We start from the raw sequence: 19,003 nt of genomic DNA, 5'->3' as shown, positions 1-19,003 counted from the left end.
TATCGTACTACTGCCGATTTCTATTCAATCGTCTGATGAGACACAAAACCACAACAGCATTTAGGAAAAGGGACGTTTCTCATGAAGAAACTGCTTTGCTTGGCTGCGATTGCAGCCGTTACCCTGGGGCACTCTTTCACCGCAAACGCCGCTGACGCCTCGTTTTCCGTAGGGCAGACCGGTGACTCGACCATGGTCTATCGCCTTGGGCTGCAGTCCAACTGGGACGCCAGCTGGTGGCAGACCAGCGTCGGCCGCGTGACCGGCTACTGGGACGGTGCCTACACCTACTGGGACGGCGACAAGACTTCCAGCAACCACAGCCTCTCGTTCGCGCCCGTGTTCGTCTACGAGTTCGCCGGTGAGTCGGTCAAACCCTACATCGAGGCGGGTATCGGTGTAGCGGCCTTCTCCAGCACCAAGCTTGAAACCAACAAGCTCGGCTCGTCGTTCCAGTTCGAAGACCGCATCGGGTTCGGCTTGCGCTTCGCGGGCGGACACGAGGTAGGCGTGCGCGCCATCCACTATTCGAACGCGGGCCTGCAAAGCCCCAACGATGGCGTGGAAAGCTATTCGCTGCACTACCGCATGCCGCTCTGACGGTCGGCCGGTACCCTGCACCTCGAAAAAGGCCCTGACTTGCGTCAGGGCCTTTTTTCATTTTGGCAGCGGCCACAGCTCATTGACCGCCAGCGCCTGCAGGGTCAACTGCTGCGGGCGTTCGCCCAGGCGTTGCAGGATGGCGCTGGCAGCCGAACTGGCGTCCCACTCATCCGGGATGGCAGTGGGTGTGTTCATGGCCTGTGCAGGCGTCTGAGGGGCCACGATGGTCAGGTCGATGCCGTGTGCGACCAGCAGGGGGCGGGCGTCTTCGAACAGTGACGCGATGCTGTTGGCAGGGCGCCGCGGCTGGCCGGGCTCGCCCAGCTGCAGGGCAGAGTACGCACTGAGAATCCCCACCACCTGCGGGGCGCGCCCCTTGTCCAGAAGGGGGAGCGCGCCATCGAGGCAGTGCGAGGCGGCGGCCAGGTTGCTTCGCACCACGTCCTGCAGCAGTGTCTGGGTAATCGGCAACGGCAGGTAGTCGCAGGTGCCGGCGTTGACGATCAGGCCGTCGATGGCCTGCCATTGTTCGGTCAGGGTGGCGCAGGCGCGCCTGGCCTGCGGCATCTGGTGCAGGTCGCCGGCAAGCACAAGGACCCTACCGGGATAGTCGGTCTCAAGGGGGTGTGCATCGTCGCGATTGCGAACACTGAGCGCCACCTTGCAGCCCTGTTCAAGCAGCGCCTCTGCCAAGGCATGCCCAAGTCCGTTGCTGGCACCGGTAATCCAGATGCGCCGAGGTCGATCACTGCTCAAGATCCTTTCCTCAATCGTTGCGTTTAGGTAAGTGTTTGAACGCATCCAGTGCGCGTTGGCGACTAGAACTTAAGTCTACAATTGCATGAGGATAGACATCTATTGCAAACAAATCGTTCTGGACATTGGGTAAATGGACGGCCTTGTGGTCCAGTTTGCCGCGTTCAGGCAGCCAGTGCTTCAGAAATCGCCCTGCAGGGTCGAAGCGTTGTGACTGGCTCACCGGATTGAAGATCCGAAAGTAGGGCACGGCGTCGGTACCGGTCGAGGCGCTCCACTGCCAGCCGCCGTTGTTGGCGGCCAGGTCGCCGTCGATCAGGTGGCGCATGAAGAAGCGTTCGCCTTCACGCCAGTCGATCAGCAGGTTCTTGGTCAGAAACATGGCCGTGACCATGCGCAGGCGATTGTGCATCCAGCCTGTGGCGAGCAACTGGCGCATGGCCGCATCCACGATAGGGATGCCGGTGCGGCCCTGTTGCCAGGCCAGCAGGTCCTGTGGCGCGTTGCGCCAGGGCAGGGCTTCGGTATGTGACCTGAAGGCACGGTGGCGGGAAACCTGCGGGTAGCCCACCAGGATGTGCTTGTAGAACTCGCGCCACAGCAGTTCGTTGATCCAGGTGATGGCGCCGGCATTCCCGCTGTCGAATTCGCCGAAGTTGCAGGCCAGGGCGGCATGCAGGCACTGGCGGGGGGAGATCACCCCGGCGGCGAGGTAGGCCGACAGCTGGCTGGTGCCAGGCACGGCAGGAAGGTCGCGCTGTACCGGATAATCCTCGATGGCCTCGTCGACAAAGCGCGCCAGGCGGCGCGCGGCTTCATCCTCGCCTGCCGGCCACAGCGTGCGCAACGCGTCGGGCGGCGTCTCGAAGCCGGCCACCTGGGTGGGGACGGTGTCGCTGGCAATGGCCAGCCGGGCCTGGGCTGCCGGCGCCGCTACCCGTGAGGGAAGCCCCAGGTGAAGCCGTTCGTAGCACACCTTGCGAAACTGGCTGAACACCTGGAAGTAACCGCCGCTGCGGGTCAGGATGCTGCCGGGCTTGAACAGCAACTGGTCCAGGTAGCTGTGCACCTGGATGTCGGCCTGGCGCAATGCCTGCTGCACGGCCTGATCGCGACGTTGTTCGTGTACCCCGTATTCCTCGTTCAGGTGCACGGTACTGACCGCATGTTGCCTGCACAGCGCGAGCAGCACCCGAGGTGCATCGGCCCACTGGTCGGCAGGCACAATCAGCAGGGGAATGTTCAGGGCGTCCAGTGACTGGCGCAGGCTGTGCAGGTTGCGCAGCCAGAAGTCCACCTTGCACGGGGCGTCGTCGTGGGCGAGCCACTGCCCGGGGCTTACCAGCCACACCGCCAGGGTGGGGCCGCGCGAGCAGGCAGCGGCCAGCGCAGTGTTGTCGTGAACGCGCAAGTCGTTGCGCAGCCAGATCAGTTGCATACGAAATCCTGTGAATGTGGGGGAGACGTCAGGTGGCCAGCAGGCCCAGCAACAGGGCGGGCAGCGCCACCACAGAGGACGGCAGATGCACGTTGCCTGCCTGCAGGCCCGCCGCCTCGGCATGCTCCTTGTAGAGCGCGGCCATGCTGCCCAGCAGCAGGGTCGGCAGATCGATCGCATTGAGGCTGCGCTGCAGTTCACGCGGATCGAGCGCCGCGTTCAGGCACATCACCAACGCACAGGGTTTGAGCTGCTGCACGGCAAACGCCAACTCTCGAGGTGGCAGCGGCCAGTCGAATACCTCGACCGCGCAGCCGGCATCACTGAGCAGCCAGGCGCACAGCCACAGCTGCGGGTCGAATGGCAGGGCCGAGGCGTTGACCAGCAGGGCGGGCGCGGCGTTCAGCTGACGGTTGTTGTGATACACCCGCACGCCAAGTTTGCTGCGCAGCCAGGTATGGAAGAACACCTGCTCCATGCGGGCGGCAAAGTGCCCGTGCCAGCGGGTGTCGAGTTCTTGCAGCAACGGCAGCAACAGTTGCTCGCACAGGGTGGCGGCGGGGTAGAGGGCCATGGCCTGGTTGAACAGCTGGTCGAGTCGGCGTTCGGCCAGTTGCGCGATGCAGTCGACCAGTTGCAGGCGCAGGGTGTGCCAGTCGTCGTTGCCGGGTGCGGGTTGCACTGCTGGGGAGGTGTCGAGCAGCGGCTTGACCTGGCCCACCGCGATTCCGCGGTTGAGCCATTGCAGAATCTGCTGGATGCGCTGCACGTGTGCGGCGCTGTAGAGCCGGTGACCCTTGCCGGTGCGCTGCGGCACGATCAGCCCGTAGCGACGCTCCCACGCGCGCAGGGTCACGGGGTTGACCCCGGTCAGGCGGGTGACTTCACGAATGGGCAGCAGGTCGTCTTCAGATGGCATTGCGCAGGCTCAGGTTTTCCGGGTGCGGTTGCAGATAGACCTGCTGCATGAGGTAGGGGTCGGGGTGGCGGCGCAGGTGGTGCTTGAGCAGGGTCAGCGGCACCACCAGCGGGACGATGCCGGCCTGGTACTGGTCGATCAGGGCGCGGATTTCCTGTTTGTCGCGGGGGTCGAGAAACCGGCGCAGGTAGCCGCTCAGGTGCATCAGCACGTTGCCGTGGGTGCCGCGACTGGCGCAGCGGCTCAGGGCGCTCATCAGCTGGCTGAAATACCGTGGGCCGATCTGGGTGGGGTCGTCCTGGCGCTGCATGCTGCCCAGCAACTTGCCGAGCACCTTGTACTGCTGGGGGTTGTGCGCCATCAACTGGTACTTGTAACGCGAGTGGAAGGCGATGAGGGCATGCCGACTGAGCCCGCCTGCCAGCAGTTGCTGCCAGTCGGCGTAGGCATACACGCGGGTGATGAAGTTTTCCCGCAGTACCGGATCGCACAGCCGGCCATCCTCTTCGACCGGCAGGTCGGGGCGCTGGGCGCAGAACCGTGCGGCGTACAGGCCGCGACCGCCTTCGGTGGCCGGGTAGCCGTTGGCCTGGTACACCTTGACCCGTTCCAGGCCGCAGGATGGCGATTTCTGCATGAAGATGTAGCCGCAGATGTCGGTCAGTTGCCCGGCCATTTCTGCGCCGTAGGCATCCAGTGCCTGGCTGACGTCCAGGCTGGCATCGCGGCTACCCACGGCCCTGGGGTTGGCCGGGTCACCGGTCAGGCGGATGGCCTGGCGAGGTGTGCCCAGGCCGATGGCGACCTCGGGGCAGATGCCGATGAAGTCGAAGTGTTCGGCCAGCACTTCATTGCACAGGCGCGAGGCCTTGTGCCCGCCGTTGTAGCGGACCTCTTCGCCGGTCAGGCATGCACTGATGGCAATCTTTGGTCTGGTGGCCGCCATGGTCGCTCTCGACTGAAATTTGTACAGAAACAAAATTATGTACAGCTTCGCTCATCATAGATAACGCGTTGTACAAGTCAAATGTTCTGTACAGCTTCAGCCGGTGCAGGGGTCATTCCAGGTGTTCGAGCAGGCGCCGCGCCGCTTCCTGGCCGCTGAGCCATGCGCCCTCGACGCGCCCCGACATGCACCAGTCGCCGCAGGCGTACAGGCCCAGGTCGGCATCGGCCAGGGCGCCCCATTCATGGCTGCTGCTCGGGCGGGCATACAACCAGCGATGGGCCAGGGTGAAGGTGGGGGCCGGCACGGCGCAGCCCACCAGTTCGGCGAAGTTGCCCAGCAGGTGCTCGATCACGGCCTCGCGCGACAGGTCGATGTGTTGCTTGCTCCAGCTGGCCGTGGCGTGCAGAACCCAGGTGTCGAGTTTTTCGTCACGCCCGGGCTTGCTGCGGTTGCGCGCCAGCCAGTCGAGGTCGCAGCCCTGCACGAAGCAGCCCTGCATGGGGGTGTCCAGGGGCGTATCGAAGCCCAGCGCAATGGCCCAGGTGGGCTCCATCTGCACGCTGGCGGCCATGCCGGCCAGCTTGGTGGTGGCGCTGAGCAGCTGCGTGGCCTGGGGCGCCGGCACCGCAATGATGACGCGGCTGAACGGCCCGTGGCTGCCGCCCTCGGTGTCCTGCAGGTGCCAGTACTGCTTGCCGCGGAACACCTCGGCAATGCGGCAATTGAAGTTGACGGTGACATCCTTGAGCAGGCCGCGGGTGATGGCGCTCATGCGCGGTACACCCACCCAGCGGATCTGCTCGTCCGGCGAGGGGGTCAGCTGACCTTCGCGGTAGTTGTACAGTTGCGGCTTCCATTCGGCCGCCCAGCCCTTGGCCTGCCAGGCCTGGACCTGTTCGACGAAACGTCGGTCGCGGGCCGTGAAGTACTGCGCGCCCAGGTCCAGGGCGCCGGCTTCGCTGCGTTTGCTGGCCATGCGTCCGCCACTGCCGTGGCCCTTGTCGAACAGGTGCACGGTGTGCCCGGCCTTCTGCAGGGCCTGGGCGGCGGACAGGCCGGCGATGCCGGCACCGATGATTGCGATAGGAACAGTCATGATGGCCTCTTCGAACCTTTTGGAAACAGCCTACGCTGCCCGACAAGCCTGTACAATATCTCCAGCTTGTATAAGATGATTCCGCTCGACGTTGCAGGTTGGCCTATGTTTATCCGAGAGCGTTCGGTCAAAAAAGTGCCTTGAACTTAAAAATAGACCAGCGCGCGCCATGTGAGGACACAGCCATGCATATATTGCTGACCGGTGGTACGGGCCTGATCGGCAGACACCTTTGCCGCTTCTGGCTGGACAGGGGTTATCGCCTGACGGTGTGGAGCCGGCGTCCGGCGCAGGTCGCTCAGGTGTGCGGGGCAGGGGTGCGCGGCATTGCCCGGCTCGACGAACTTGGCGACGAGCCGGTGGACGCCGTGGTCAACCTGGCCGGTGCGCCGATTGCCGATCGCCCCTGGACGTCGCACCGACGCGCGCTGCTATGGGCTAGCCGCATCACCCTCACCGAGCAGTTGATCGCCTGGCTGCAAGGCCGGCAGCAGCGCCCTGCGGTGCTGATCTCGGGGTCGGCGGTAGGGTGGTATGGCGATGGTGGTGAGCGCGAGCTGACCGAGCTGTCGCAGCCGGTCAAGGAGGACTTTGCCAGCCAGCTGTGCATTGCCTGGGAAGAAACTGCGCTGCGCGCCGAGGCCCTAGGCATGCGGGTGGTGCTGGTGCGTACCGGGCTGGTGCTGGCGGCCGAGGGCGGCTTTTTGTCGCGCCTGCGCCTGCCGTTCAAGCTCGGGCTGGGCGGGCCGATTGGCAGTGGTCGCCAGTGGATGCCGTGGGTCCATCTGGACGACCAAATCGCCCTGATTGATTTTCTGTTGCAGCGCGAGGATGCCAGCGGTCCTTATAATGCCTGCGCGCCGGAGCCGGTGCGCAACCGCGAATTTGCCCGACGCCTGGGGCGCGCGCTGCACCGCCCGGCGTTCATGCCGTTGCCGGCGCTGGTGCTGCGCGCCGGGCTCGGCGAACTGTCGGTATTGCTGCTGGGTGGCCAGCGGGCGCGCCCTGTGCGCTTGCTGGCGGCAGGCTTCACGTTCCGTTACAACGATGTGCAATCGGCGCTGGATGACTTGTCCGCGCGCCTCTGAAAAGGATGTTGCATGACCGATCATGCTCTGCTGCTGGTCAACCTGGGTTCACCGGCTTCCACTTCCGTCGCCGACGTGCGTCGTTACCTCAACCAGTTTCTGATGGACCCGTATGTGATCGACCTGCCGTGGCCGGTGCGTCGCCTGCTGGTCTCGCTGATCCTGATCAAGCGTCCGGAGCAGTCGGCCCACGCCTATGCCTCCATCTGGTGGGAGGAAGGCTCGCCGCTGGTGGTGCTGACCCGGCGCCTGCAGCAGGCCATGGGTGCGCACTGGGCCCACGGGCCTGTGGAAATCGCCATGCGCTATGGCGAGCCTTCGCTGTCCACGGTGTTGCAGCGTCTGGCCGGCCAGGGCGTCACCAAGGTGACCCTGGCGCCGTTGTACCCGCAGTTTGCCGACAGCACCGTGACCACCGTGATCGAGCAGGCCAAGGCCGTGGTGGCCGAGCACAAGCTGGCATTGCAGATGCCGGTGCTGCGTCCGTTCTATGACCAGCCGCTGTACATCGACGCGCTGGTGGCCAGTGCCAGGCCGTACCTGGAGCAGGGCTTCGATCACCTGCTGCTGAGCTTTCACGGTTTGCCCGAGCGGCACCTGAAGAAACTCGACCCTACCGGTTCGCATTGTTTCCAGAATGCCGACTGCTGCCGCAACGCTTCGCCCGAGGTGCTGGCGGTGTGTTATCGCGCGCAGTGCCTACGTTCGGCGCAGTTGTTCGCGCAGAAGATGGGCCTGGCCGAGGGCCAATGGTCGGTGTCGTTCCAGTCGCGGCTGGGCCGGGCCAAGTGGATCGAACCCTACACCGAGGCGCGCCTGGACGAGCTGGGCAAGGCAGGCGTCAAGAAGCTGCTGGTGATGTGCCCGGCGTTCGTGGCCGACTGCATCGAGACGCTGGAAGAAATCGGCGATCGCGGGCGCGAGCAGTTTGTCGAGGCGGGCGGGCAAGAGCTGGTGCTGGTGCCGTGCCTGAATGATCACCCGCAGTGGGTGGAGGCGCTTACGCAGTTGTGTGAGCAGGCGGGTTAGGTAGTGCAGCGTTCGCCGGCAAGGCCGGCTCCTACAGGTTTGCGCGAACCCCTGTAGGAGCCGGCCTTGCCGGCGAAGCGTTTCAGATCAAGGCAAATGGTCGTCCAGCACCTTGTTCTTCCAGCCGTCATTGCCCGGCAGCAGCAGGTTGAGCGCAATGGCCACCACGGCGCACAGCGCGATACCCTTCAGGCCCCAGTCGTCCGGGCCGGTACCGGTGCCGACCAGCACACCGCCAATCCCGAACACCAGGGTCACCGAGACGATCACCAGGTTGCGCGCTTCGCTCAGGTCGATCTTGTGGCGGATCATGGTGTTCATGCCCACTGCCGCGATCGAGCCGAACAGCAGGCACAGGATGCCGCCCATCACCGGCACCGGAATGCTCTGCAGCAACGCGCCGAACTTGCCGACGAAGGCCAGGCTGATGGCGAACACGGCCGCCCAGGTCATGATCTTGGGGTTGTAGTTCTTGGTCAGCATCACCGCGCCGGTCACTTCGGCGTAGGTGGTGTTGGGCGGGCCGCCGAACAGGCCGGCGGTGGTGGTGGCGATGCCGTCACCCAGCAGGGTACGGTGCAGGCCGGGCTTTTTCAGGTAGTCGCGACCGGTCACACTGCCCACTGCAATCACGCCGCCGATATGCTCGATCGCCGGGGCCAGGGCCACCGGTACGATGAACAGGATCGCCTGCCAGTTGAAGGCCGGCGCGGTGAAGTGCGGCAGGGCCAGCCAGGGGGCGGCGGCGATCTTGGCGGTGTCGACCACACCGAAGTAGAACGACAGGCCAAAGCCCACAAGCACCCCGGCAATGATCGGCACCAGGCGGAAGATGCCCTTGCCGAACACCGCCACGATGAGGGTGGTGAGCAGCGCTGGCATCGAGATCATCATCGCGGTGCTGTAGGGCAGCAGTTCGGCGCCGTCGCCGGCCTTGCCCATGGCCATGTTGGCAGCAATCGGCGCCATCGCCAGGCCGATCGAGATGATCACCGGGCCGATCACCACCGGCGGCAGCAGGCGGTCGATGAAGCCGGTGCCCTTGATCTTCACGGCCAGGCCCAGGAAGGTGTAGACGAACCCGGCCGCCATTACCCCGCCCATGGTCTCGGCCAGGCCGAACTGGCCCTTGGCGAGAATGATGGGGGTGATGAAGGCAAAACTGGAGGCGAGGAACACCGGCACCTGACGGCCAGTGACCACCTGGAACAGCAGAGTCCCCAGGCCCGCAGTGAACAGCGCAACGTTGGGGTCGAGGCCGGTAATCAGCGGCATCAGCACCAGCGCGCCGAATGCCACGAAGAGCATCTGCGCGCCGGAGACGACCTGGCGCCAGAGCGGGTCGTTGAACTCGTCCTGCATGTTCAGGTGTCCTTCTGCTTGGTGCCGAAGATCTTGTCGCCTGCATCGCCCAGGCCGGGAATGATGTAGCCGTGTTCGTTCAGGCGTTCATCGATCGAGGCGGTGTAGATGTGCACGTCGGGGTGTGCACCCTCGACCGCCGCGATGCCTTCGGGCGCTGCCACCAGCACCATGGCGCGGATGTCCTTGCAGCCGGCCTTCTTCAGCAGGTCGATGGTGGCGATCATGGAGCTGCCGGTGGCCAGCATCGGGTCGATGATCATGGCCAGGCGCTCGTCGATCTCGGGTACCAGTTTTTCCAGGTAGGTGTGCGCTTCGAGGGTTTCCTCGTTGCGGGCAACGCCCACGGCGCTGACCTTGGCGCCCGGGATCAGGCTGAGCACGCCGTCGAGCATGCCGATACCGGCGCGCAGGATCGGCACCACGGTGATCTTCTTGCCGGCGATCTTCTCGACCTGTACGGTGCCGCACCAGCCTTGAATGTCGTAGCTTTCCAGCGGCAGATCCTTGGTTGCCTCGTACGTCAGGAGCGCGCCGACTTCCTGGGCGAGTTCGCGAAAATTCTTCGTGCTGATATCGGCGCGGCGCATCAGGCCGAGCTTGTGACGGATCAGCGGATGGCGGATCTCACGGGTTGGCATAGGGAAAGGCTCCGGGGGGCGGGCAAAAAAACCGCGCTAGAGTAATCTATTCGGCCGCAGGTGTCCTATAGGCATTGTGCACGTTAGTCCATAAATGCTTGATCTGATGCGTGAGGGTGCGTACCTTTGCCCGCTTTTCTCAACCGCAGCCCCCTGGAGAGCGTCATGTCCGCTGATCTCGAGCATATCCGTCAAGTCATGCGTGAAGCAGACTGCCTGCACAGCGAAGCCGAAGTCGAAGCGGCGATTGCCCGTGTGGGCGCGCAGATCACCGCCGACCTGGCCGACCGCAACCCGGTGGTGTTCTGCGTGATGAACGGTGGCCTGATCTTCTCCGGCAAGCTGCTGACCCATTTGCAGTTCCCGCTGGAGGCGTCCTACCTGCATGCCACGCGCTACCGCAACCAGACCAGCGGCGGTGATCTGTTCTGGAAGGCCAAGCCCGAAGTGTCGTTCATCGATCGCGAAGTGCTGATCATCGACGACATCCTCGACGAAGGGCACACCCTCAGCGCCATCATCGACTTCTGCAAGCATGCCGGTGCCAAGGCGGTGTACAGCGCGGTGCTGGTGGACAAGGACCACGACCGCAAGGCCAGCCCTGACCTGAAGGCCGACTATTGCGGTTTGAGCTGCGTTGACCGCTATGTGTTCGGCTACGGCATGGACTACAAGGGCTACTGGCGCAATGCGGCGGGTATCTATGCCGTGAAGGGCATGTAAAACCGGGTGGGAGCTGACTTGGCCCGCGAAAGGGTCGATGCGGTATCAGCTATTTGCGGTGCCTGCATCGCGGGTCAGGCCCGCTCCCACAAGAGGCCATCAGCTTCGTACATTTCTCATGCTAGAGTGCCAGGCCGCCCCCAAGGAGCCTGCCATGCGCGCCATCCTCGCCCTCCTGCTGCTGACCAGCCTGCCCCTGGCCGCCGCGCCGCTGCACAGCCAGTTCCTGCCGCCCGACGACCTTACCCTGCGCCAGGAAACCCCCGAAGCCCAGCAACTGCTGCAGGTGACCCAGTATTCGGTGGTGGTCGGCAACCAGCGACAGTCCAACCAGCAACCGATACCGGTCACGGCACCGGTGCTGATGCGCCTCAAGGGCAAGCCCCTGAACAAGGGCGCCACCATCAGCGAGGTGCTGATCAGCTTCGACGGCGAAGGCAAGAGCCTGCGCAAGCCGGCGTTCGACGCCAAGAGCCGCACCCTGACCCTCAACTATCCCGCCAGCCAGTACCGGGTGATTCTCGACCTGCTGCGCAACGACACCCTGTACGTGCAGTTCCTCAGCTATGCCAACGGTCATATCTGGGCCGATGTGCACACCGGCACCCTACGCGCGCGTTGAGCCACAGCGCTGCCGGGGGGTAAACTGCCGGCCCGTGAAAAATGTCCGTGATGGTTCAGTTGGAGTCGGCAATGCGTAAAGACAAGAAGCAAGTGATTGGTGATGAGATCAGCGACGACTACATCAAGTCGTTTCTCCAGTTCGAACCGGCCGATGCCAGCTCGCCCTCGCACCACAAACTGATCAAGGCCTATCGCGGCCTGCGCATCGATGACTTCGAACGTTTCGTCGGCTTCTTCGTCGAGGCCGGATACGATGTGGACGGCAAGGACGAGCACGGCAACACTTTCGCCCAGGTGATCGGCGACCAGCGCAATGCGCCCGAGTACATCGAGATCATCGACAGCGCCCGCAAGTGAGTACATCGCAGCCATGAAAAAACGCCCCGAGGGGCGTTTTTTCATGCATCACGCTTACGCGTAGCTTTGCGTCGGCTGGTTCTCGACCAGGCCCAGGGCCTCGTCGTTCTGCGCGCTGATCTTGTGGTACAGCGCAGCGTCGGTCGCCAGGACTTTCTCCCGTGCCGGGAAGATCTCGTTGAGCTTGGCCGCCCAGGCGCCCTTGGCCTGCTCGGGGAAGCAGCGTTCGATCAGTTCCAGCATGATCGACACGGTGACCGAAGCACCCGGCGAGGCGCCCAGCAGGGCGGCCAGCGAGCCGTCCTTGGCCGCCACCAGTTCGGTTCCGAACTGCAGGATGCCGCCTTTTTTCGGGTCTTTCTTGATGATCTGCACCCGTTGCCCGGCCACTTCCAGGCGCCAGTCTTCGGCCTTGGCTTCAGGGTAGAAGCGACGCAGCGATTCCAGGCGCTGTTCCATCGACTGCATCACCTCGCTGACCAGGTACTTGGTCAGGTCGAAGTTGTCGCGGGCCACGGCCAGCATCGGCCCGATATTGCCCAGGCGCACCGACAGCGGCAGGTCGAGGAACGAGCCGTGCTTGAGGAACTTGGTGGTGAAGCCGGCGTACGGGCCGAACAGCAGCGAGGTCTTGCCGTCGACGACGCGGGTATCCAGGTGCGGTACCGACATCGGCGGCGAACCCACGGCGGCCTGGCTGTAGACCTTGGCCTGGTGGCGCTTGACCACCTCGGGGTTGTCGCAGCGCAGCCACTGGCCGCTGACCGGGAAACCGCCGAAGCCCTTGCTCTCCTCGATGCCCGACAGCTGCAGCAGCGGCAGGGCCGCGCCACCGGCGCCGAGGAACACGAAGCGGGCATCGACGTCGCGGCTGCTGCCGCTGTTGACGTCCTTGATGGTGACGGTCCAGCCGCTGCCGTTACGGCGCAGGCCGGTGACCTTCTTGCTGTACTTGACCTGCGACTCGGGGGTGTCGGCCAGGTGCTTGAGCAGCTTGTTGGTCAGGGCGCCGAAGTTGACGTCGGTGCCTTTCATCACGCGGGTGGCGGCGATGTGCTGGTCGGCGGGGCGGCCCGGCATCATCAGCGGCATCCACTCGTTCATCAGCGCCTTGTCTTCGGTGTATTCCATCTCGGCGAAGGCGTGGTGAGGCTTGAGCGATTCAAACCGCTTTTTCAGGAACGCGACGCCCTTGTCACCTTCGACGTAGCTCAGGTGCGGGATCGGGTTGATGAAGGCACGCGGGTTCTTGAAGGCGCCCTTTTTGCTCAGGTAGGCCCAGAACTGCCGGGATACCTCGAACTGGGTATTGATGTGCACCGCTTTCTTGATGTCGATGCTGCCGTCGGCGGCCTGCGGCGTGTAGTTCAGCTCACACAGCCCGGCATGGCCGGTCCCGGCGTTGTTCCACGGGTTGGAACTTTCCGCGGCACCCGAATCCATCAACTCGACGACTTCCAGCTTCATCGCCGGGTCGAGTTCCTTGAGCAGTACGGCCAGGGTGGCACTCATGATGCCGGCCCCTACCAGTACTACATCGACTGCTTCGTTCTGCGCCATTAACGCGTCTCCAAAAATCTTCAGCACCAAATTGACAGCATGGCTCCCAGGCTTGGCCGGGATTTCCATGTCCGCTACTTCGCAGGTTTTTCAACTTCCGCGGACACCACCAACCGGGCTTTGCGTTGCCTATGAACGCATTTTACCGCCCGTGCGGCAATTCGACTTATGGTCAAGGTGTCCATCGTGCGCTATGGACCGGCCTTAGTCACCCATCGCAGATGAGTGCTGTTGCCAGCTGTTTGGGGCTTTCAGGGACGCAGTTGCTGCTTTTACACATGCCAGACTGTTCATTGCTCGCCACACTCTCGTGAAGTTGTGAAAACCGTTTTTTCACGCTCTTTTGGAGTCGTGAACCTCAAAAAGGGTGTGCACGATGGCAAACCCGGCAGGTTCAGGCAGAGCAGAGCGCCGAAGGAACGCGGGCACACCAGCTTGGCAAGACCTGTGTGGGCGGCTCTCTGTGGGCGATTCGGGGATGCCGATGCAATGGCATTGGCGGTGCTGCGAGGCCCGATCAGGAGACGTCCTTATAATCGGGGGGAGATTATAACGAGGTCGCGGGCAGAAACGATCTTTATTAACGACTTTTGTTGCGCTTTGCTTCGCCGGCCACGCCGTGGCGGGCTGGCCTGCAGGGGGCAGGCGGCTGAACAGAGCGTTCACCGGCGCAGGTGGGCAGTCTACGCGGTCGATGATGAAACGATTGTGACAGTGGCTGGCCCCGATGGCTGGGGTGGTCCCGGGTGGTTATACTGGCGACCTTTGCTGCTATTCCTGGAGAGATGAGCATGTTGCAACGTTTGTTGTTCGGTTTGATCGCTGTCACCAGCCTGACCCTGGTCGGTTGTGCCCACAGCCCGCAACAACTCAGCCCGCAACCCAAACTCACTGCCCAGCTCGCGCCCGTGGGTCGTGGCCAGCCGGTGGTGGTCAAGGTGGTCGATGGTCGTCCTTCGCAAACCCTGGGTACCCGCGGCGGGCTGTACCCGGAAACCAGCGCCATCACCGTGAACGGCAATGACATCGTGCCCAAGCTGCAGGCCCAGGCCGAGGCAGCGGTGCGCCTGCTGGGCTTCACGCCCACGGCGAACGCCTACAACGCCCCGCAGCTGACCGTGACCCTGGCCGAGCTGAAGTACCAGTCGCCCAAGGAAGGCCTGTACGTGACCGAGGCCACCATCGGCGCCACCTTCCGTGCCGACGTGTCCAATGCCAACCGCCGCTACAGCGGTCGCTACGGCGCCTCGCTGGACCAGCGCTTCGGCATGGCGCCCAACCAGGAAACCAACACCAAGCTGGTGGGTGACGTGCTCAGCGACGCCCTGACCCGCCTGTTCAAGGACCCGACGGTCGGTCAGGTACTGGGCGAGTAAACCCGCTGACGGCAAACGAAAAAGCCCGATGCCTCGTTGCAGGCATCGGGCTTTTTAGTGGGCGTGACCTGCTCAGGCGGCTTCGACGTAGAAGTCCAGCAGGCTGATGCCGGTGCCCTGGTCGACCTCCGGCAGGTCATGGTGGGCATGCCCGCCAAGTGCGCAGTACACCAGCCACTGGCGGTCCTGGACGTTGAACGCCAGGCCGTCGATCAAGGCCTGTTGTTCATCGCTGGGGGCGATCAGATAGAGGCGGTCCTGGTTTTCGGCGTGCAGCATGACAAGCTCCCTGAGTGTTGAAGGGCAATAGAGTGGCTTGTCGGGATGACGAACGTGTGACGGCCGGATTTAATTGTCATCGGTCGCAAAGTACGAGAGAGCCGCTGGCGCTTGGGTAGAATGCGCGGCGTGTCGAGGTCTGGTTTTTTATCGAGGTTGTGCGATGTCGTTGCAAGTGATGTGGGGGCTGCTGGCGGCCCACCCGGCCAAGCTGATCAATGTGCTGGCCTTGTTGATTACCTGCCCTGGCGGGTTGCTGTTGCAAGCGGCGCGGCGTCGTGGCGCGCAGGCGCTGGCGGGGCTGGCGCGTGATGAGGTGATGGTGGAGGGGATGAACCTGCGGGTGAACCGGTTCTACTACATCCTGGGGTTTTCGTGCCTGGCGATGGCGCTGCTGCTGTCGTGGTTCAGTACCTGGATCTGAGGTGAAGCCATCGCGGGTCAAGCCCGCTCCCACATGTTCTGCACTGTACTCAAAGCCAGTGATATCCCTGTGGGAGCGGGCTTGACCCGCGATACGGGCGACGCGCTCTAGAGCGCCAACCCCGCCTTGACGCGGTACTGGTTGCGCACCGGCATCGCATACTGCAGCACCAGGTACGGCTGGTGTTCCACCGGGCAGGCATCCAGGCGCCGCTGCCACTCGGCCTGGGCTCGGGCCAGCTCATCGGCCGGGAACACCTCGGCGGCCCTGGGCACCTGCAACTGCGGGTCGGCATCGGCCCACTGTGCATACGCCAGGTAATGCACCGGGAACAACCGGTAGCCACCCAGTATCTGCCGATCGATTTCCGCCGCCAGCTGCTTGGTGTCTTCGAAGTACTCGCTCACCGGCGGGGCAAAGTTGATGTGCACGCGGCCTTTGTAGCCAGTGATGCCCTGGGCGATGCTCACGTCATCCTCGCCAGGCGCCTTGCTGTAGGTGCCGGTGGTGGCGCGGATGTACAGCTCGCGGGCCTTGGCCTGGTCGCACGGGTCGTACTCGTAGCTGATCGACACCGGGCTCAGGTTCAGCGACTGGATCACCGCGCCGAACGGTTCGTCCTTGCGGCTCATGTGGAACATCTTGAGGATCGCCGAATCGGTGCGGTCGTCACCATCCTTGGCGCGGCCCTCGGCCTGGGCGATCCAGATCGAGGCGCAGTCGTTGCGGATCGAGTGGTTGATGTAGGCCGACAGCAGCTGATAGGCCGCCAGCTTTTCGCGCCGCCCGGTGATCGAGCGGTGCACGATGAAGCTCTTGTTCAGGCGCATCATGTCGCTGACGAACGGCTTTTGCAGCAGGTTGTCGCCGATCGCGATGCGCGGGGTCGGCAGGCCGGCGTGGTACACCGCATAGTTGACGAAGGCCGGGTCCATCACGATGTCGCGGTGGTTGGCCAGGAACAGGTAGGCACTGCCGGACTTGAACTGCTCGACACCGGTGTAGGTCACCCCGTCGGTGGCGCGGTCGATGGTGTGGTCGACGTAGTATTCGACCTTGTCCTGCAGGGTCGATACGCAACTGACCCCGGCAAATTCCTTGCGCAGGCGCCGAGCGATCAGCGGCTTGAGCAGCCAGCCGAAGGCCCCGGCCATGCGCGGGAAGCGAAAGTGGGTGAGGATATCCAGAAATGCCGGGTCGCTGAGCAGGCGCGCCAGCACGGCGGGCACCTCGGCGTCGTTGTACGGTCGGATGGCATCGAATTCGCCCATCATGCTCTCTTGTTGGAAACGGCTAGGGTAATAGTAGGGCTGCGGACTGAAAAACGGCTCAGACACCGGCAAGGCCTGTAAATAGACCGGCAATTATACGCACAAGTCACCTGGGAGACTGCGATGGTGGAATCTGCTTTCTATGATTGTCCTTACTGCGGTGAGCAAGTGGAAACCACCGTTGACCTGTCCGGTGGCGACCAGAGCTATATCGAGGACTGCCAGGTCTGTTGCCGGCCGATCGTGTTCGTGCTGCAGGTGCATGGCGAGGAGTGGATGCTGGACGTCAAGCGCGAGGACGAGTGATGCAGCGTATCTACGAGCCGGAAAGTCTGCTGGAGGCCGAGCTTCTGATCGGCATGCTGCGCAGCGAAGGGATCCAGGCGCACCTGAGTGGGCGCGACCTGATGGGCGCCGTGGGCGAGCTGCCGATGCAGGGGCTGCTGGGCCTGGCGGTGCCCGATGCGCAGGCCGAATACGCACGCCAGCTGATCGCCGCGTACAATGGCGCCCAGCCGCTTCCTGGCGACGAGCCGGAGACCCTTCCGGGAATACTGATTTGCTAGGTTTTGCTCATGTGTGGACGTTACGCCCTGTTTCGCTGGTCTTCGGCGTTTGCCGCGCTGCCCGGGTTCCCGCCTGACCAGCAGGCGCAATGGAACATCTCGCCCGGCGCCTCGGTGCTGATCCAGCGTCAGCGCGAAGGCCAGCTGGAGCTGGCGCGGGCGCGCTGGGGGCTGACCCCGGCGTGGCTGACCGACCTGTCGCGCACCCCGGCCCAGGCGCGCGCCGAGACCCTGGCCGAGCAACCGATGTTTCGCGAAGCGTTTCGCCTGCGCCGTTGCCTGCTGCCGGCCAACGGCTTCTACGAGTGGCGCGGCACCGCGCGCAAGCGGCCGTACTGGCTGACGCCGGGCGAGGGGTCTTCGCTGTTCTTTGCCGGCGTGTGGGAGGCCTACCCGGTGCAGGACCAGGTGTGGCTGAGCACGGCGGTGGTGACCCAGGCCGCGGTCAACCAGCGCCGGCCGCTGATTCTGGATGCGGCAGGGCAGGCCGCGTGGCTGGACCCGCAGACGCCGCTGGTGAAGTTGCAGGAATTGCTCGCTGGCCCGCAGGCCGCCTTGCGCGAGCGGGTGCTGGCGAACCTGGTGAATGATCCGAAGTTGAATGCGCCGGAGTGCCTGACCCCGGCGTAAGTGGTGAGCCCTTCGCCGGCAAGGCCGGCTCCTACAGGAACTGCATGCCCCTGTAGGAGCCGGCCTTGCCGGCGAAGCTTCTGGCTCAGACGCGAAACTGATTGATCAACCGGCGCTGCTGCTCCGCCAGCTTGGTCAGCTCCGCGCTCGCCGCGCTTGACTCATCCGCCCCGCCAGCCACTTCGTTGGCCACCTGGCCGATATTGATCACATTGCGGTTGATGTCCTCGGCCACTGCGCTCTGCTCCTCCGCCGCGCTGGCGATCTGGGTGTTCATGTCGTTGATCACCGACACCGCCCGGGTGATGCTCTCCAGCGCCTGGGCCGCCTGCGCCGCCTGTTGCACGCTGACTTCGGTCTTGCCCTGACTGTCCTCCATTACCTGCACCACATCCCGCGTGCCCTGCTGCAACTGCTGGATCATCTGCTGGATCTCTTCGGTAGCCTGCTGGGTCTTCTGCGCCAGGTTGCGCACTTCATCGGCCACCACGGCAAACCCGCGTCCCTGTTCACCGGCTCGCGCCGCCTCGATGGCCGCGTTGAGCGCCAGCAGGTTGGTCTGTTCGGCAATGGCACGAATCGCCACCAGGATCGCGTTGATGTTCTCGCTGTCGCGCGCCAGGGCCTGTACCACACCCACCGCACGGCCGATCTCCTCGGCCAGGGCGCTGATCGAGGTGGAGGTGTTGCGCACGATCTCCAGGCCCTGGTTGGCGGCCTGGTCGGCATTGCTGGCCGCTTGCGCCGCATGGGTGGCATTGCGCGCCACGTCCTGGGCGGTCGCGGTCATTTCATGCACCGCAGTGGCCACCAGGTCGATTTCGGCCATCTGCTTGTGCACGCCCTGGTTGGTGCGAATGGCGATGTCGGCGGTGTGCTCGGACGAGTCGCTGACCTTCTGCACCGACACCACCACCTGGCTGATCATTGCCTGCAGCTTGCTCAGGAATGTATTGAAGCCACGGGCGATGGCGCCCAGTTCGTCGGCGCGATCGCTGCTCAGGCGCCGGGTCAGGTCACCTTCGCCCTGGGCGATGTCGTCCAGCATGCCGACCATCTGGCGCAGCGGCCGGGCGATGCCGTGGGCCAGCAGCCAGATCACCAGCAGGCCAAGCCCGGCGATGCCCAGGCCGACCACGATCATGCCGGTGAGGTCGGTGCTGCGCTGGGCGCTCATTTCGCGCTGCAGCGCGTCGAGGTCGGCCATCACCGCGCTGACCGGCAGTTGCAGCAGCAAGGTCCAGCGCGAGGCGGTGTTGCCCACGGCAAATGGCACGAACAGCTCGATCTGTCCGCTGGCATGGTCGATTTC

At 64.1% G+C, this 19,003-nt stretch carries 22 protein-coding genes and 1 pseudogene; 11 read left to right on the top strand and 12 right to left on the bottom strand.

Annotation, left to right across the window (positions count from 1 at the left end; all coding sequences use genetic code 11):
* Window positions 1-81 precede the first annotated feature (81 nt).
* Entirely contained in the window at window positions 82-600 is a 519-nt protein-coding gene (locus tag FW760_RS23595) for an acyloxyacyl hydrolase (protein ID WP_043864335.1), read from the top strand.
* Window positions 601-657: 57 nt separating this feature from the next.
* Here FW760_RS23595 and FW760_RS23590 read toward each other — a convergent pair whose 3' ends face one another.
* The 5 genes from FW760_RS23590 to FW760_RS23570 form a co-directional block, all read right to left on the bottom strand.
* Window positions 658-1,359 carry an SDR family NAD(P)-dependent oxidoreductase gene (locus tag FW760_RS23590; RefSeq protein WP_158554925.1) on the bottom strand — a complete coding sequence of 234 codons (702 nt, stop codon included), beginning with the start codon at window positions 1,357-1,359 and terminating at the stop codon, window positions 658-660.
* Window positions 1,360-1,369: 10 nt separating this feature from the next.
* Window positions 1,370-2,797: a deoxyribodipyrimidine photo-lyase gene (gene phrB / locus FW760_RS23585; RefSeq protein WP_116052804.1), complete on the bottom strand. Its 1,428-nt coding sequence runs from the start codon at window positions 2,795-2,797 to the stop codon at window positions 1,370-1,372.
* Window positions 2,798-2,825: 28 nt separating this feature from the next.
* The gene (locus FW760_RS23580; protein ID WP_043864337.1) at window positions 2,826-3,716 is read right to left on the bottom strand and encodes a MerR family transcriptional regulator; all 891 of its coding nucleotides are present in this window, start codon (window positions 3,714-3,716) and stop codon (window positions 2,826-2,828) included.
* Window positions 3,706-4,662 (bottom strand): YbgA family protein, encoded by a 957-nt coding sequence (locus FW760_RS23575; protein ID WP_043864338.1) that lies wholly within the window; start codon window positions 4,660-4,662, stop codon window positions 3,706-3,708. Before FW760_RS23575 ends, FW760_RS23580 begins: the two co-directional genes overlap by 11 nt.
* Window positions 4,663-4,774: 112 nt before the next feature.
* Window positions 4,775-5,761: an NAD(P)/FAD-dependent oxidoreductase gene (locus FW760_RS23570; protein ID WP_043864339.1), complete on the bottom strand. Its 987-nt coding sequence runs from the start codon at window positions 5,759-5,761 to the stop codon at window positions 4,775-4,777.
* 185 nt (window positions 5,762-5,946) lie between these two features.
* On the opposite strand from FW760_RS23570, the gene FW760_RS23565 reads away from it, so the two are divergent.
* Both FW760_RS23565 and hemH read left to right on the top strand, forming a co-directional pair.
* Entirely contained in the window at window positions 5,947-6,849 is a 903-nt protein-coding gene (locus FW760_RS23565; protein WP_116052806.1) for a TIGR01777 family oxidoreductase, read from the top strand.
* Between the two features lie 12 nt (window positions 6,850-6,861).
* Window positions 6,862-7,878: a ferrochelatase gene (gene hemH / locus FW760_RS23560; RefSeq protein WP_043864341.1), complete on the top strand. Its 1,017-nt coding sequence runs from the start codon at window positions 6,862-6,864 to the stop codon at window positions 7,876-7,878.
* 87 nt (window positions 7,879-7,965) lie between these two features.
* On the opposite strand, the gene FW760_RS23555 is transcribed toward hemH, so the two are convergent.
* Together FW760_RS23555 and upp are read right to left on the bottom strand one after the other, a co-directional pair.
* Window positions 7,966-9,240: a uracil-xanthine permease family protein gene (locus FW760_RS23555; protein ID WP_043864342.1), complete on the bottom strand. Its 1,275-nt coding sequence runs from the start codon at window positions 9,238-9,240 to the stop codon at window positions 7,966-7,968.
* A 2-nt stretch (window positions 9,241-9,242) separates the two neighbouring features.
* Window positions 9,243-9,881: a uracil phosphoribosyltransferase gene (gene upp / locus FW760_RS23550; RefSeq protein ID WP_054916236.1), complete on the bottom strand. Its 639-nt coding sequence runs from the start codon at window positions 9,879-9,881 to the stop codon at window positions 9,243-9,245.
* Between the two features lie 165 nt (window positions 9,882-10,046).
* On the opposite strand from upp, the gene FW760_RS23545 reads away from it, so the two are divergent.
* The 3 genes from FW760_RS23545 (at window position 10,047) to FW760_RS23535 (ending at window position 11,585) form a co-directional block, all read left to right on the top strand.
* Window positions 10,047-10,604 carry a hypoxanthine-guanine phosphoribosyltransferase gene (locus tag FW760_RS23545; protein WP_043864344.1) on the top strand — a complete coding sequence of 186 codons (558 nt, stop codon included), beginning with the start codon at window positions 10,047-10,049 and terminating at the stop codon, window positions 10,602-10,604.
* Between the two features lie 154 nt (window positions 10,605-10,758).
* Window positions 10,759-11,226, top strand: coding sequence for a hypothetical protein (locus FW760_RS23540; protein WP_054916235.1), 468 nt, complete (start codon window positions 10,759-10,761; stop codon window positions 11,224-11,226).
* A gap of 71 nt (window positions 11,227-11,297) precedes the next feature.
* Window positions 11,298-11,585 carry a PA4642 family protein gene (locus FW760_RS23535; protein WP_054916234.1) on the top strand — a complete coding sequence of 96 codons (288 nt, stop codon included), beginning with the start codon at window positions 11,298-11,300 and terminating at the stop codon, window positions 11,583-11,585.
* A 54-nt stretch (window positions 11,586-11,639) separates the two neighbouring features.
* Here the strand turns inward: FW760_RS23535 and mqo are convergent, their stop codons facing one another.
* The gene (mqo, locus tag FW760_RS23530) at window positions 11,640-13,145 is read right to left on the bottom strand and encodes a malate dehydrogenase (quinone) (RefSeq protein WP_043864347.1); all 1,506 of its coding nucleotides are present in this window, start codon (window positions 13,143-13,145) and stop codon (window positions 11,640-11,642) included.
* A gap of 791 nt (window positions 13,146-13,936) precedes the next feature.
* Between mqo and FW760_RS23525 the strand changes: the two genes are divergently transcribed.
* Window positions 13,937-14,521 (top strand): YajG family lipoprotein, encoded by a 585-nt coding sequence (locus FW760_RS23525; protein WP_043864348.1) that lies wholly within the window; start codon window positions 13,937-13,939, stop codon window positions 14,519-14,521.
* A 72-nt stretch (window positions 14,522-14,593) separates the two neighbouring features.
* On the opposite strand, the gene FW760_RS23520 is transcribed toward FW760_RS23525, so the two are convergent.
* Window positions 14,594-14,800: a hypothetical protein gene (locus FW760_RS23520; RefSeq protein WP_043864349.1), complete on the bottom strand. Its 207-nt coding sequence runs from the start codon at window positions 14,798-14,800 to the stop codon at window positions 14,594-14,596.
* Window positions 14,801-14,963: 163 nt separating this feature from the next.
* On the opposite strand from FW760_RS23520, the gene FW760_RS23515 reads away from it, so the two are divergent.
* On the top strand, window positions 14,964-15,224 hold the full coding sequence (locus FW760_RS23515) for a hypothetical protein (protein WP_054916233.1): 261 nt from the start codon (window positions 14,964-14,966) through the stop codon (window positions 15,222-15,224).
* Between the two features lie 107 nt (window positions 15,225-15,331).
* Here FW760_RS23515 and FW760_RS23510 read toward each other — a convergent pair whose 3' ends face one another.
* Window positions 15,332-16,495 carry a 1-acyl-sn-glycerol-3-phosphate acyltransferase gene (locus FW760_RS23510; protein WP_043864351.1) on the bottom strand — a complete coding sequence of 388 codons (1,164 nt, stop codon included), beginning with the start codon at window positions 16,493-16,495 and terminating at the stop codon, window positions 15,332-15,334.
* A gap of 123 nt (window positions 16,496-16,618) precedes the next feature.
* Between FW760_RS23510 and FW760_RS23505 the strand changes: the two genes are divergently transcribed.
* Genes FW760_RS23505 through FW760_RS23495 form a run of 3 tightly spaced genes read left to right on the top strand, consistent with a single transcriptional unit; the run spans window position 16,619 to window position 17,691 of the window.
* The gene (locus FW760_RS23505; protein ID WP_054916232.1) at window positions 16,619-16,801 is read left to right on the top strand and encodes a CPXCG motif-containing cysteine-rich protein; all 183 of its coding nucleotides are present in this window, start codon (window positions 16,619-16,621) and stop codon (window positions 16,799-16,801) included.
* The gene (locus FW760_RS23500; RefSeq protein WP_078481521.1) at window positions 16,801-17,061 is read left to right on the top strand and encodes a putative signal transducing protein; all 261 of its coding nucleotides are present in this window, start codon (window positions 16,801-16,803) and stop codon (window positions 17,059-17,061) included. Before FW760_RS23505 ends, FW760_RS23500 begins: the two co-directional genes overlap by 1 nt.
* Window positions 17,062-17,070: 9 nt before the next feature.
* Window positions 17,071-17,691, top strand: coding sequence for an SOS response-associated peptidase (locus FW760_RS23495; protein ID WP_043864354.1), 621 nt, complete (start codon window positions 17,071-17,073; stop codon window positions 17,689-17,691).
* Window positions 17,692-17,776: 85 nt separating this feature from the next.
* Here the strand turns inward: FW760_RS23495 and FW760_RS23490 are convergent, their stop codons facing one another.
* Both FW760_RS23490 and FW760_RS23485 read right to left on the bottom strand, forming a co-directional pair.
* Window positions 17,777-18,520: a methyl-accepting chemotaxis protein gene (locus FW760_RS23490; protein WP_373870460.1), complete on the bottom strand. Its 744-nt coding sequence runs from the start codon at window positions 18,518-18,520 to the stop codon at window positions 17,777-17,779.
* Window positions 18,521-18,631: 111 nt separating this feature from the next.
* Window positions 18,632-18,835: pseudogene (locus tag FW760_RS23485) on the bottom strand (HAMP domain-containing protein); the annotation flags it as partial.
* Between the last annotated feature and the right edge of the window lie 168 nt (window positions 18,836-19,003).

This window comes from Pseudomonas sp. 1176_21 (genome assembly GCF_052850635.1).
This window is presented reverse-complemented; position numbering and strand designations above follow the sequence as displayed.